Consider the following 13,774-nt stretch of genomic DNA (forward strand, 5'->3'; position numbering starts at 1 on the left):
CGAAAACCGCTCACACTTCTCGGCATCATGCTCTAGCAGAGGGCGTCGATTTCCTCGTTGGTCAGCGTATCCGGCAGCACGGTGACCGGGATCGGAAACGCCGCAGCGCGACCGGCGACCGAGGAGACCAGCGGCCCTGGACCTTCCTTCGCAGAACCGGCGGCCAGAACCAGAATCGCCACATCGCGGTCTTCCTCGATCACGGCATTGATCTGTTCGGCAGCACCGCCCTCGCGGATGACGACCTCAGGCTCGATGCCGATCGTCTCGCGCACGATCTGGGCGATCTTGGCAACCACCGCCTCGGCCTCTTCACGGGCTTCGGCTCGCATGATCTCTTCGACGCCGAGCCATTGCTGGAAATCCCCATCGGGGATCACATAGAGCAGCACCAGCCCGCCATTGGAATTCTTCGCGCGCCGGCCGGCATAATGAACGGCGCGTTGGCATTCGGGTGTACCGTCGATTACCGCCATGAATTTGCGGCGGTGACCTTCGAGCCGTGAGAGTCGCTTCGATACCATGGCGCGGACTCTGACACCCGAAGCGGAAAATTTGCAAGCCCAGTTTTTGCCCTGATGCCCCAGAAGAAATCCTCTTCTCCCGCGACAGGGAGAAGAGGAGATTTATCTCAATAGAGGAAGCCGATGACGTCGCGCACCTGTTGCATCGTCACCTCGGCACGGGCCCTTGCGCGCTCGCCGCCCTTGCGCAGGATCGCGTCGATATGGCTGGTATCGTCCATCAGCCGGCGCATCTCGCCGGTGATCGGCGCGAGCACGTGGATCGCCAAATCGACCAGCGCCGGCTTGAAGACAGAGAATTGCTGGCCGCCGAATTCGGCAAGCACGTCCGCCTTCGACTTGTCGGCGAGTGCGGCATAGATCGCCACCAGATTGTCGGCTTCCGGACGGCCCTGCAGCCCGTCGATCTCGCTCGGCAAACCGTCCGGATCGGTCTTGGCTTTGCGGATCTTCTTCGAGATCGCGTCCTCGTCGTCCATCAGGTTGATGCGCGAGAGATCGGAGGGGTCCGATTTCGACATTTTCTTGGTGCCGTCGCGCAGCGACATGACACGCGGTGCCGGTCCGCCGATCAGTGGCTCGACCATCGGGAAATAGGCATGCACCGGCTCGTTGCCGACGGTGATGTCGACGCCGTAGCCGGTCCTGCTGATATGCTCGGCATAGTCGAGGTTGAATTTCATCGCGATGTCGCGGGCAAGCTCCAGATGCTGCTTCTGGTCCTCGCCAACCGGCACATGGGTGGCGCGATAGACGAGAATGTCGGCAGCCATCAGGCTCGGATAGGCGTAAAGGCCGAGCGAGGCCTGTTCGCGGTCCTTGCCGGCCTTGTCCTTGAACTGCGTCATGCGGTTCATCCAGCCGATGCGGGCGACGCAGTTGAAGATCCAGGCGAGTTCGGCATGCTGCGGCACGGCCGACTGATTGAAGACGATATGCTTTTCCGGATCGATGCCGGCGGCGATGAAGGCAGCGGCGATCGAGCGCGTCTGGCTCGGCATGTCCTCGTGCACGAGCTGGGCGGTGAGCGCATGCATGTCGACGACGCAATAGATGCAGTCATTKCCTTCCTGCAGCGCCACGAACCGGCGGATCGCGCCGAGATAATTGCCGAGATGCAGATTGCCGGTCGGCTGTACGCCGGAGAATACGAGTTTCTTGAATTCGTTCATGTCGTCCTCAATAGGCTGGTGGAGGGCCCACGCTGTCACAGTTTAAATTGCTGCAGAATACAGCAGGGCTTTTCGCCCATATTGCTAACGCCGCGGCTTATGCACGGGCAATCGGTCGCAATCAAGGGGTTCAGGCGGCAGTGTGCTGGATCAGATCGAAAGTGTTGCCGTAGGGATCCGCAAAGACCGCCACCGTGCCGTAAACCTCGTGACGCGGCTCTCCCAGAAAGCGCACGCCGGCCGCCAGCATCGCGGCATGGTCGTGGGCGAAATCGTCGGTCTTCAGAAAGAAGCCGACACGACCGCCGGTCTGATTGCCGATGGCTGCGCGCTGCGTCTCGTCTGCCGCCTGCGCCAGCAGAAACGCGGCGCCATCCCCACCCCTTGGCTTCACCACCACCCAGCGCTTGCCCTCCGGCTGCGGCTCGTCCTGAAGGCAATCGAAACCGAGGTCGTCGCAATAGAAGGCCTTGGCGCGGTCGTAGTCGTCGACGACGAGAGTGACGAGGAAAAGAGACTGGATCATCATGTGTTACCTCGCGTTTGAGATGTTTATTCCAGTTTCGAGCGGCGATATCCCGGTTTTTAAGCCGAATTGATCAACCGTCTTACTCATAATGGAGTATAAAATTTCACAAAAAAGCTTTTTTTGAACTGAAAATCCGCCGCGTGGCACCGGCGCCGATGGGGTTGCTGCGATAGCCGATCGGAGGGACCATGCAGAACGCAACTTTGCTCGCCATGGCAGGCCTTTTCGCCCTACAATCAGCAACCGGTGCCGTCGGTCAAGACATGAAACGGCACGGTGTTCATCTTCCAAAACATGAGGCACGCCTCGCCTACACGGTCCAGACCGTCAGCGTTCGTGCCGGCTGCTTTCCCGGGCGCCTGCGAGCGGTCCTGTCGTATATTGCTGCGAAGACCGGCCGCCGCCCCGTGATAACCTCGGGTCACAGGCCGCATCCCCGCCGCCATGGGTCCCTCCACGGGAAATGTCTGGCGGCCGATTTCAGGATGCCCGGCCTGTCGGAGCGCACCATCATATCAGCCGCAAGAAGCGCGCCGGGCATCGGCGGCATCGGCAGCTATTGCAACGGCATCATCCATGTCGACGTCGGACCGCAGCGACGATGGGTCGATTGCTGAAGCAATAACAGGAAAAGTGCGACCTCACCCGTCCTTTGCCGGTGCCGGCTTGCGGTTGAGATTGCGTCGGATCATGCCGAGATTTGCCCCGCCGACCAGGAAAGCGGCGGCGAAATAGATCAGCATGGCGATCGCAATCAGCAGCCCGAGGGTGCCGATCTTGGTGATAAGCGGCGCGCCGGAAGCAAGCCACGGCGCCCAGTGCTGCTTCAGGAAGACAATGGCAGCACCCATCACGGCCGCAGCGACGATCAGCAGGGCGGTGCGCTTTGCCAGCGCCCATTCCCATGTCAGATGGCCACGGCGCAAAAGCGTGCTGAACAGCAGCACGGTGCTGATCCAGCCGGCGGTGGCTTCGGCAACCGCTATGCCGGGCGCGCCCATATAGGGGAAGAGGGTCAGCGCCGTGGCGCAGTTGGTCGCAACCGCGATGGCCGAAAAGCGCATTGGCGTCTTGGTGTCCTCGCGGGCATAGAAGCCGGGCTGCAGCGCCTTGATCAGCACGAAGGCCGGCAGGCCGATGCCGTAAATCGCCAGGATCGAGCCGACGACGGCGGTATTTTCCTGATGGAAGGCGCCGCGCTCATAGAGCACGCGGATAATCTCGTCGGACAGGATCCAGAGCGCGAAGGCGGCAGGGATCGTCAGGAACAGCACGAATTCGATCGAGCGGTTCTGCAGGTTTCCAGCCTCGCGCAGGTTGCCGCCCTTCAGCGCCCGGGCAAGTTCCGGCAGAAGCACCACGCCGACGGCGACGCCGACGACGCCGAGCGGCAGCTGATAGATGCGGTCGGCATATTGCAACGCTGCGATCGCGCCGTCGCGGGACGACGCAATCGCCTGACCGATCAGTTGGTTGATCTGGGTGATGCCGCCCGTCACCGCAGCCGGCACCGCCAGGATCAGCAGCCGCTTGACGTTCGGCGTCATCTTTGGGAAACGGAAGCCGATGCTCATGCCGGCCGCAAGCACGCCGACATAGACGACGGCGAGCTGCAGGACGCCGGCGGCAAGAACGCCCCAGGAGAGATACCAGGCGGTCGCCAGCGGATCGGCGCCGGTATAAAGCGCATAAAACAGCGCCCCGATCATCACCACATTGAGGAAGACCGGCGCGATGGCGGCGGCGAAGAAATGATGCAGCGAATTCAGCATGCCGCTCATCATCGCCGTCAGCGACATGCACATCAGATAGGGAAACATCACCGCCGCCATGCGGATGGTGATCGAGAACTTGTCGGGATCGTCGGCAAAACCCGGCGCGATGACGAAGCGCACCAAGAGCGGCATGGCAAGCTCCATCACGATGGTGATGAGGAGCAGCACCGAAAACAACACGCCGAAGACTTCTTCCGAAAAGCGCTTGGCGCCTTCCGTACCGTTTGCCTCGATCTCCTTGGCAAAGAGCGGCACGAAGGCGGCGTTGAAGGCACCCTCGGCAAACAGCCGGCGGAAGAGGTTCGGAAAGCGGAAGGCGGCGTAGAAGACGTCGGCCATCGGTCCGGTGCCGAGGGCGGCTGCCATCAGCGTTTCGCGGGCGAAGCCGAAGATGCGGCTCCCGAGGGTTGCGCCGCCGACGGTCGCGAATTTCTTGACGAGGCTCATGCGTTTGGGCTCATGCGTGTTGGCTCATACGGGGGAACCGGCTTTCTTGTCGGTGGAGGGCGATGTCCGGGCGGTGGCGGCGGGCGCGATGATGCCAGAAGGCATGCGCTCACGCAGTTCGTCCTCCTCCTCGGCCATGACGGCCTTCATCCGGGCGGTGATGTTGGCRCGCTTGCTGTCGCCGGAGATTTTCTGGCCGACCAGATCGGTGACGTAGAAGGTGTCGATCACTTTCTCGCCGAAGGTGGTGATGCGGGCCGACTGGATGTCGAGCGACAGATCGGACAGCACGGCGGTGATCTCGGACAGCAGTCCCGGCCGGTCGAGGCATTCGACTTCGATGACGGTGAACTTGTTCGACAGGCTGTTGGTGATGTTGACCGACGGCGGAATGACGAAAGCCTTGCTTTTCTTGCGGTTGCGCGCGCGCGTCGCGATGACCTCGGGCAGCCGCTTGCGGCCGGACAGCACGTCCTCGATCATCCGTCCGATCGTCGCCGCACGCCGCAGCTCGTCGGCATCGTCGGTAAATTCGCGGCTGACATGGATGGTGTCGAGCGCCCGCCCGTCCGATGTGGTGAAGATCTGGGCGTCGACGATGTTGGCGCCGGCCGCGGCACAAGCGCCGGCAATGACGGCGAGCAGCCGCGGATGGTCGGGCGACAGCACGGTGATCTCTGTAATCGCGTGGAAACTGTCGGTGCGCACCGTGGTCGCGAGCGCCTGGCCCGCCTTATCGGCCTGGCGGATGAAATGGGCGTGGCGGATCTGGTCTTCCAGCGGCACGGAAAGCAGATAGGGCTGGTAGTGCAGCTTGGTATAGGTATTGCGGTCCTTCTGGCTCCAGTCGGCGAGCGCTGAATGCAGCGCCTCGGCGGCGGCATTGGCCCGCTCCTTGCGGGAGACCTCCGAAAAGCCGCCGGCGAGCAGCAGCTCGGTTTCATAATAGAGCGTGCGCAGAAGCTGGCCCTTCCAGCCGTTCCAGACGCCCGGACCGACGGCGCGGATATCGCAGATCGTCAGGATCAGGAGCATCTTCAGCCGGTCGAGCGACTGTACGCGGTCGGCGAAATCGGTGATCGTCTTGCGGTCGGTGAGGTCGCGGGTCTGCGCCACCATCGACATGGTCAGATGTTCCTCGATCAGCCAGACGACGATCTCAGTCTGCTTCTGCGACAGGCCGAAGCGGGCGCAGAGCTTGCGGGCGACGCGGGCGCCGGCGATCGAATGATCCTCCTGGCGGCCTTTGGCGATGTCGTGGAGGAGAACGGCGACATACAGCGCCTCGCGGTCCTCGATGCCGGGCATCAGCTTGTTGGCGAGCGGATGCAGATCCTCGGCGCGCCCCTTGTCGATCTCGGAGAGAATGTCGACGGTGCGGATCAGATGTTCGTCGACCGTATAGTGATGATACATGTTGAACTGCATCATCGCGACGATCTTGCCGAATTCGGGGATGAAGCGGCCGAGCATGCCGGCCTCGTTCATGCGGCGCAGGATCAGCGCCGGATCACGCTTCGACGTCAGGATCGACATGAACAGCCGGTTCGCCTCGTCGTTTTCCCGCAAGGCGTTGTCGATCAGCGCGAGCGAACGGGTGACGCGCTTCAACGCATCCGGATGGAATTCCAGCCCATTGATGTCGGCGACATGGAAGAGCCGGATGATGTTGACCGGATCGCGCTTGAAGACCTCGGGGTCGGCGAGCGCGATACGGCCGCGGTCTTCGACGAATTCGACGCTGCCGGCGATCTTGCGATTGCGATGGGTGAAGCGGCTGATGACGCCGGTCAGGCCCGGGATCGACTTCGCCTGCTGGTCTTCAAGCGCAGCGCAGAGGATGCGCGTGAGATCGCCGACATCCTTGGCGACAAGGAAATAGTGCTTCATGAAGCGCTCGACGGCCGAAAGGCCCGGGCGCGTGTGATAGCCGAAGGCTTCGGCGATCTCGCGCTGGATGTCGAAGGACAGGCGCTCCTCGGCCTTGCCGGTCAGGAAGTGCATATGGCAGCGCACCGCCCAGAGAAAATCGTCGGCTTTCTCAAGCAGACGGTATTCGTGCTTGGACAGCACGCCGAGTTTGACCAGTTCCGCCTGGTCGCGCACGTGATAATAATATTTCGAGATCCAGAACAGCGTGTGCAGGTCGCGAAGCCCGCCCTTGCCTTCCTTGACGTTCGGTTCGACCAGATAACGCGTGTCGCCCGCCTTGCGGTGGCGTTCGTCGCGCTCGGCAAGCTTGGCGGCGATGAATTCGGGACCGGTGCCGGTGACGATTTCCTTGTCGAAGCGGGTCTCGAGCTCGGTTCCCAGCCGCTGCAGGCCGCAGATGTAGCGCATCTCCAGGATGGCGGTGCGGATCGTCATGTCGGACTTGGAAAGCGCGATGCATTCCTCCACCGTGCGGGTGGCGTGACCGACCTTGAAGCCCATGTCCCAGAGCACATAGAGCATGAATTCGACCGCCTTGTGCGTCTCTTCCGCCGGCCTCGGCAGGAAGAGGAAGAGCAGGTCGATATCGGAGCCCGGCGCCAGCGTGTCGCGGCCGTAGCCACCAACGGCGGTCACCGCAAACTTGTCTTTCTGATGCGGAAAGATATGGGCGGTGGCGAAATTGTAGAGGACGGTGATGATCTGGTCCTGCAGCCAGGAAATCCGGTAGGCGCAGTTCAGCCCGCCGCCGTCGGCCATAAGTGCCTCGCGCGCCTTCTGCCGGCCCTCCGTGCTCGCCTTCTTCAGCACGGCCAGAAGATCGGCGCGCAGGATGTCGGGCCGGTTGCGGTTGGCCTCGGCAACGGCGTCACACTGCTTCTGCAAGAGCTCGACGTCGAGGATATTGGAGAAATCGAGGTCGCGCATCGCTATCGCCGGGGCGGTTTCCTGTTCATGCCGGACTGCCGGTTCACGGCCTGCCGCTTGTTTCGTCTGCATGCGCTATAGCCCCTTTGCCCGGCGATTGACACGGGCTTTGATACTGCAAGAACCTTTAAATTTGGCGAAATGGTGTTGGTTCGCTGCAAGAGGCGAGGGCGCTTTGACGCAAGCCGCCGGCTTTCCCGGAATCCTCAGCCGGCAGCCCGCGCATTCAGCAGATGCAGCACCTGCCGTGTCTCGCGCATGATCTCCTCAAGCGCCTGCCTGTCGCATTCGCGATAGCCGGCCTTGGCAATCGAGGTTCCGAGCTCCGAGATCACAGCGCAGCAGCGGGTTATTTTCAGCATGCCGATCGGCGACGTCCAGCCGCGGGCGTTGCGGTCCTTATCGGCGCGCCGCATCGTATCGAGCATGGAGCAGATGAGCGAGAGGCGCTCGGTTTCGCGAACCAGTTTTTCCATGAACACGGCGCGCTCCTATTTCAGCTTCTTCTTGAGATCGTAAAGCGCATCCATTGCCTCGCGCGGCGTCATGTCGTCAAGGCTCATCGCCTTCAACGCCTCCTCGACCTTGGAGGCCCCACGGACTGTTTCCTCGCGGCGCACCGCCACCTGGAAAAGCGGCAGGTCGTCGATCAGCTGGCTCGCCGGGTTCTTGCGGTCGGCATCTTCCAGGCGGGTCAGCACATCACGGGCTCGCGCCACGACCGAGGCCGGAAGCCCGGCAAGGCGCGCGACCTGAATGCCGTAGGAGCGGTCCGCCGCACCCGGCCCGACCTCGTGCAGGAAGATGACGTCGCCGTCCCATTCCTTGACGCGCATCGTCGCGTTCGATAGCCGGCCAAGCTTTTCCGAAAGCACGGTCAGCTCGTGGAAATGCGTGGCGAAGAGGCCGCGGCAGCGATTGGCCTCATGCAGGTGCTCGACGGCGGCCCAGGCGATCGAAAGACCGTCGAACGTCGCGGTGCCGCGGCCGATCTCGTCGAGGATGACGAGGGAACGGTCACTCGCCTGGTTGAGGATCGCCKCCGTTTCCACCATCTCGACCATGAAGGTCGAGCGCCCGCGCGCCAGATCGTCGGAGGCGCCGACGCGCGAGAAAAGCCGGTCGACGATGCCGATATGGGCCGATGTCGCCGGCACGAAGGAGCCCATCTGCGCCAGGATGGCGATCAATGCGTTCTGGCGCAGAAAGGTCGACTTGCCGCCCATATTAGGGCCGGTCAGCAGCCAGATCGCCCCGTCCCGATCGCCGGTCTTGGGCGACAGATCGCAATGATTGGCGACGAAGGGGCCGCCCGCCTGCCGCCGCAGCGCCTGCTCGACGACCGGATGGCGGCCGCCCTCGATGGCAAACATCTTGGAGCTGTCGACCTGCGGGCGGCAATAGGCCTGCTCCTCGGCGAGAAGCGCCAGACCTGCGGCGACGTCGATGACGGCAAGCGCCCGGGCGCCCGATTTGATCGCCTCGGCTTCCGCAACGACGGCCGCCGTCATCCTGTCGAAGGCTTCGAGTTCGATCGTCAGCGCCTGGTCGGCGGCATTGGCGATACGGCTTTCGAGGTCGGCAAGTTCGGTCGTGGTGAAGCGCATCGCGTTCGCCATCGTCTGGCGGTGGATGAAGCGGGCCTTCGCGTCCGCCGTCTCCGTCATCGGTGCGGCATTGCCGGCGGTGACTTCGATGAAATAACCAAGAACGTTGTTGTGCTTGATCTTCAGCGACCGGATGCCGGTTTCCTCGGCATATTGCAATTGCAGGCCGGCAATGACGCGACGCGACTGGTCGCGCAGTGCCCGGACCTCGTCGAGCTCGGCGCTGGCACCGTCACGCAGGAAGCCGCCATCGCGTTTCAACAGCGGCAATTCGTCGGCGAGCGTTTCGGCAAGCAAGTTTTCCAGTGCGGCGGGAAGGGCGTGCAGCCCGGACAGCGCCTGGCTGAGCTCTTCGGGCAGCATCGCCTTGCCGAGCATCGCCGCAACTCCGCCCGCCGCGTCAAGACCCTGGCGGATCGCCCAGAGATCGCGCGGGCCGCCGCGGTCGAGCGCCAGGCGCGACAGCGCGCGCGGCATGTCGGGCACATGTTTCAGCGTGTCGCGCAGATTGCCGCAGAGCAAGGGTTCGTCGATCAAGAAGCCGATCGAGTCGAGCCGCGCATTGATGCAGGCGGGATCGGTCAGCGGCGACATCAGCCGTTCGGCGAGAAGCCTGGCGCCGCCGCCGGTGACAGTGCGGTCGATCGCCTTCAGCAGCGAACCGTTGCGATCGCCCGAAAGCGTGCGGGCAAGCTCGAGATTGGCGCGGGTAGCGGGGTCGATGAACAGTGTCGAAGCCGCACTTTCCCGCTCCGGCTTTCCAAGCGGCGGCCGCTCGGCGATCTGCGTCTTCTCGACATAGGCGACGGCGGCAGCGGCGGCCGCCAGCTCGGCGCGCGAGAAAGTGCCGAAGCCGTCGAGCGTCGCGACGCCGAAATACCGCGCGATCCGGCCTTCGGCGCTGGCGCTGTCGAAGAGCACGGCCGGCTGCGGCACGGCTGTCCGGCCGAGCACGTCGAAGACCGGCTTGAGTTCGGGATCGTGGAAGATCGTGTCGGGCAGGATGAGTTCGCGCGGATCGATGCGCAGGATATCGGCAAGCAGGCGCGAGGCTTCGGTCTCGGCAAGCCGGAAGACGCCGGTGGAAATATCGATCCAGGCAAGGGCCAGCAAGGCCTCGCCGCTGGCGCGAATGCGGGTCAGCGCCATCAGATAGTTGGATTCCGAGGGCGAAAGCAGCTTTTCCTCGGTGATCGTGCCGGGAGTGACGAGGCGGACGACGTCACGCCTGACGACGGATTTCGCGCCGCGTTTCTTCGCTTCCGCGGGATCCTCGATCTGCTCGCAGACGGCGACGCGGAAGCCGAGCGAAATCAGCTTCTGCAGATAATCGTCGGCCGCATGCACCGGAACGCCGCACATCGGGATATCCTGGCCCATGTGCTGGCCGCGCTTCGTCAGCGTGATACCGAGCGCGCGTGAGGCTTCCAGCGCATCCTCGAAGAACAGCTCGTAGAAATCGCCCATGCGATAGAAGAGCAGCGAACCCGGATTGTTCGCCTTGATCTCGATAAATTGCTCCATCATCGGCGTCGCCGAGGCACGGCTTTCCGCCGTGGCGAGCTCGGCCGCCGAAAAGGCTTCATTCCCTGTGTCTATTCGTGCGTTCACGGAGGTGGAGTTTTTCCCAAAAAAACAGGTGCCAACCCTATCCGCGCGCCGCTATAGATGACAACAGCATTTGAGGAAGAGCAAAGCGTCGCCCACAGGACGTTGGAGGATTTATGCCCGATATCGATAAGAAGGACCGGCCGGTGACCTCAGTTACCGACCAGGAGGCGCTCGATTTTCACGCAATGGGCCGGCCCGGCAAGCTGGAGATCAACCCGACCAAGCCGATGGCGACGCAGCGCGACCTCTCGCTTGCCTATTCGCCGGGCGTTGCCGTGCCCGTCAAGGCAATCGCGGCCGATCCGCAGACCGCCTATGATTACACGGCGCGCGGCAATATGGTCGCCGTCATTTCCAACGGCACGGCAATCCTCGGCCTCGGCAATCTCGGCGCGCTGGCTTCGAAGCCTGTCATGGAAGGCAAGGCGGTGCTCTTCAAGCGCTTTGCCGACGTCGATTCCATCGACCTCGAGATCGATACGGAAAATGTCGACGAGTTCATCAACTGCGTGCGCTTCCTCGGTCCTTCCTTCGGCGGCATCAACCTTGAGGATATCAAGGCTCCGGATTGTTTCGTCATCGAAAGCCGGCTGCGCGAGCTGATGGATATTCCCGTCTTCCATGACGACCAGCATGGAACGGCGATCATTGCCGCTGCCGGCCTGATCAACGCGCTGGAGCTGACCGGTCGCGACCTGAAGACGACGAAGCTCGTCTGCAACGGTGCGGGTGCTGCGGCGATCGCCTGCGTCGAACTCATCAAGGCGATGGGTTTTGCGCCTGAGAACGTCATCCTCTGCGACACCAAGGGCGTCATCTACCAGGGCCGCACCGAGGGCATGAACCAGTGGAAATCGGCGCATGCGGCAAAGACCGACACGCGCACGCTGGAAGAGGCGATGAAAGGCGCGGACGTCGTTTTCGGCCTGTCGCAGAAGGGCGCGTTTTCGGCCAAGATGATCCGCTCGATGGCGGAGCGGCCGATCATCTTCGCCATGGCCAATCCCGATCCCGAAATCACGCCGGAAGAGGTGGCCCGCATCCGCGACGACGCCATCATGGCGACCGGCCGTTCGGACTATCCGAACCAGGTCAACAACGTCCTCGGCTTTCCCTATATCTTCCGCGGCGCTCTCGATGTCCGTGCCTCGACAATCAACGACGCGATGAAGATCGCCGCCGTCAAGGCGCTGGCAAATCTGGCCCGCGAGGACGTGCCCGATGACGTGGTTGCCGCCTATCAGGGCAACCGGCCGCGTTTCGGGTCGCAATACATCATCCCCGTTCCCTTCGATCCCAGGCTGATCTCGGCGATCCCGGTCGCAGTCGCGCAAGCCGCGATCGAAAGCGGCGTTGCCCGCAAGGTCATCACCGACATGCCCGGCTATGCCCGCGAGCTTTCGGCGCGCCGCGATCCGATCGCCTCGACGCTCGCCAGACTCTACGAGCGTGTCCGCCRCCATCCGAAGCGGATCGTCTTTGCCGAGGCCGAGGAAGAACAGGTCCTGCGCGCCGCGATGTCCTATGCCAACCAGGAGCTCGGCACCGCCATCCTGCTCGGCCGCGAGGATCTGATCCGGGCGACGGCGGAACGCGCCGGCATCGATCTCAACCGGCCGGGCTTCGAAATCGTCAATGCCCGGCTTTCGACCCGGGTCGAGGCCTATATCGACTATCTCTATGCCCGGCTGCAGCGGCAGGGTTATCTCCACCGCGACGCCCAGCGGCTGATCCATAACGACCGCAACCACTTCGCCGCCACCATGGTGGCGCTCGGCGACGCCGACGGCATGGTGACGGGCATCACCCGAAACTATTCGACGGCGCTCGAAGATGTGCGCCGCTGCATCGACGAGAAGCCAGGCCACCGCGTCATCGGCGTGTCGCTGGCGCTCTGCCGCGGCCGCACGGTCTTCGTTGCCGATACGGCGGTGCACGACATGCCGACGGCCGTAGAGCTTGCCGATATCGCCGAAGAGGCCGCCGGTCTGGCGCGGCGCATGGGTTATCCGCCGCGTGTCGCGATGTTGGCCTATTCCACCTTCGGCCATCCCTCGGGCGAACGCTCCGAGCGGGTGCGCGAGGCGGTGAAGATCCTCGACAAGCGCCGCGTCGATTTCGAATATGACGGCGAGATGGCCGCCGACGTCGCCCTGAACCGCAAGGTGATGGAGCAATATCCCTTCTGCCGCCTCTCCGGCCCGGCCAACGTTCTCGTCATGCCGGCTTTCCACTCGGCCTCGATCTCGACCAAGATGCTGCAGGAACTCGGCGGCTCCACGGTGATCGGCCCGATCCTCGTCGGCCTCGACAAGCCGGTGCAGATCACCTCGATGGGCGCCAAGGACAGCGACATCGTCAACATGGCGGCGATCGCCGCCTATGGGGCGGGTTCGTAAACCTCGTCCTGCGTTTCTGAGACGCCTTTTGGTGCCCGGCTGACAGTGCGTCGGCCGGGCATTTATCCGGCTTTAGACTGGCGCCGAGGGGTGAAGCATCATGATCGCCAAGGCTTGCTAGATCAGGATGATTTTAGGCCCGATCGGCCTAAAATCTGAATCCTGATCTAAATCAAAGAAATAGAGCATGATGTCGTCCGAAAACCGCGCACACTTTCGGCATCATGCTCTAGCCATTGCCGGCCCGATCGTGCCCGGCCTCGAGCGCGCCTCCTGAAGATGAGATCAAGTTGAGAAACAAGCTTGTCGTTTTAGTCATCGTGGTTGCCAGCTGCTTCGCTTATACGAAATTGATGGCCAGGGTCGGCTCAGGCTCGCCGCCTCCGGATGCGCCATTGGAACAACGGGCTGACCTCATTCGCGTTTATAAATCCGAACGTCGCATGGTCCTTCTCAGAGGCGATGCTCCCATCTCTACATACCGGATTTCTTTAGGCACGGCTGCCGATGCCGGGCCCAAGCAACGAGAAGGTGACGAGAAAACACCTGAAGGGCGTTATGAAATAGACTGGCGAAATCCAAAGTCTATGGCGTATCTGAGCCTRCATATTTCCTATCCAAACCCGGATGATCGGCGCAATGCTGAAGCCGGAGGCTTTCCAGCCGGGGGCGATATCATGATCCACGGGCTTCCCAATGGCTGGGGCCTATTCGGAAACGTCCATCACCTTTGGGATTGGACGGATGGGTGTGTTGCAGTAACCAACGCGGAGATGCGCGATATCTGGGCCCGCGTCCCCGCTCATACCCCGATAGAGATCATGCCCTGAAGCATTGCCGGCGCGGTGACT

General features: G+C 62.6%; 10 protein-coding genes. 3 read left to right on the forward strand and 7 right to left on the reverse strand.

Annotation, left to right across the window (positions count from 1 at the left end; all coding sequences use genetic code 11):
• Positions 1-32: 32 nt before the first annotated feature.
• From AC1ECN_RS02000 to AC1ECN_RS02010, 3 genes are all read right to left on the reverse strand, one after another.
• Positions 33-524 carry a universal stress protein gene (locus AC1ECN_RS02000; protein WP_003544884.1) on the reverse strand — a complete coding sequence of 164 codons (492 nt, stop codon included), beginning with the start codon at positions 522-524 and terminating at the stop codon, positions 33-35.
• A gap of 107 nt (positions 525-631) precedes the next feature.
• Positions 632-1,696, reverse strand: a complete 1,065-nt coding sequence (gene trpS, locus AC1ECN_RS02005; protein ID WP_024322187.1) for a tryptophan--tRNA ligase — start codon at positions 1,694-1,696, stop codon at positions 632-634.
• A 130-nt stretch (positions 1,697-1,826) separates the two neighbouring features.
• Positions 1,827-2,225, reverse strand: a complete 399-nt coding sequence (locus AC1ECN_RS02010) for a VOC family protein (protein WP_024322186.1) — start codon at positions 2,223-2,225, stop codon at positions 1,827-1,829.
• A gap of 188 nt (positions 2,226-2,413) precedes the next feature.
• On the opposite strand from AC1ECN_RS02010, the gene AC1ECN_RS02015 reads away from it, so the two are divergent.
• Positions 2,414-2,842 (forward strand): YcbK family protein, encoded by a 429-nt coding sequence (locus AC1ECN_RS02015; protein ID WP_018070065.1) that lies wholly within the window; start codon positions 2,414-2,416, stop codon positions 2,840-2,842.
• Positions 2,843-2,866: 24 nt separating this feature from the next.
• Here AC1ECN_RS02015 and murJ read toward each other — a convergent pair whose 3' ends face one another.
• The 4 genes from murJ to mutS form a co-directional block, all read right to left on the reverse strand.
• Complete coding sequence (murJ, locus tag AC1ECN_RS02020) at positions 2,867-4,447, reverse strand: murein biosynthesis integral membrane protein MurJ (RefSeq protein ID WP_018070066.1); 1,581 nt, start codon at positions 4,445-4,447, stop codon at positions 2,867-2,869.
• A gap of 24 nt (positions 4,448-4,471) precedes the next feature.
• Positions 4,472-7,378 (reverse strand): [protein-PII] uridylyltransferase, encoded by a 2,907-nt coding sequence (locus tag AC1ECN_RS02025; protein ID WP_024322184.1) that lies wholly within the window; start codon positions 7,376-7,378, stop codon positions 4,472-4,474.
• Between the two features lie 134 nt (positions 7,379-7,512).
• Positions 7,513-7,788 carry a hypothetical protein gene (locus AC1ECN_RS02030; RefSeq protein ID WP_003544896.1) on the reverse strand — a complete coding sequence of 92 codons (276 nt, stop codon included), beginning with the start codon at positions 7,786-7,788 and terminating at the stop codon, positions 7,513-7,515.
• A 9-nt stretch (positions 7,789-7,797) separates the two neighbouring features.
• Positions 7,798-10,524 (reverse strand): DNA mismatch repair protein MutS, encoded by a 2,727-nt coding sequence (mutS, locus tag AC1ECN_RS02035; protein WP_477952028.1) that lies wholly within the window; start codon positions 10,522-10,524, stop codon positions 7,798-7,800.
• A gap of 113 nt (positions 10,525-10,637) precedes the next feature.
• On the opposite strand from mutS, the gene AC1ECN_RS02040 reads away from it, so the two are divergent.
• Positions 10,638-12,923, forward strand: coding sequence for an NADP-dependent malic enzyme (locus AC1ECN_RS02040; RefSeq protein WP_477952030.1), 2,286 nt, complete (start codon positions 10,638-10,640; stop codon positions 12,921-12,923).
• Between the two features lie 290 nt (positions 12,924-13,213).
• Positions 13,214-13,753 carry a L,D-transpeptidase family protein gene (locus tag AC1ECN_RS02045; RefSeq protein WP_130671830.1) on the forward strand — a complete coding sequence of 180 codons (540 nt, stop codon included), beginning with the start codon at positions 13,214-13,216 and terminating at the stop codon, positions 13,751-13,753.
• Positions 13,754-13,774 lie beyond the last annotated feature (21 nt).

The organism is Rhizobium sp. 01N447_2 (assembly GCF_056399245.1).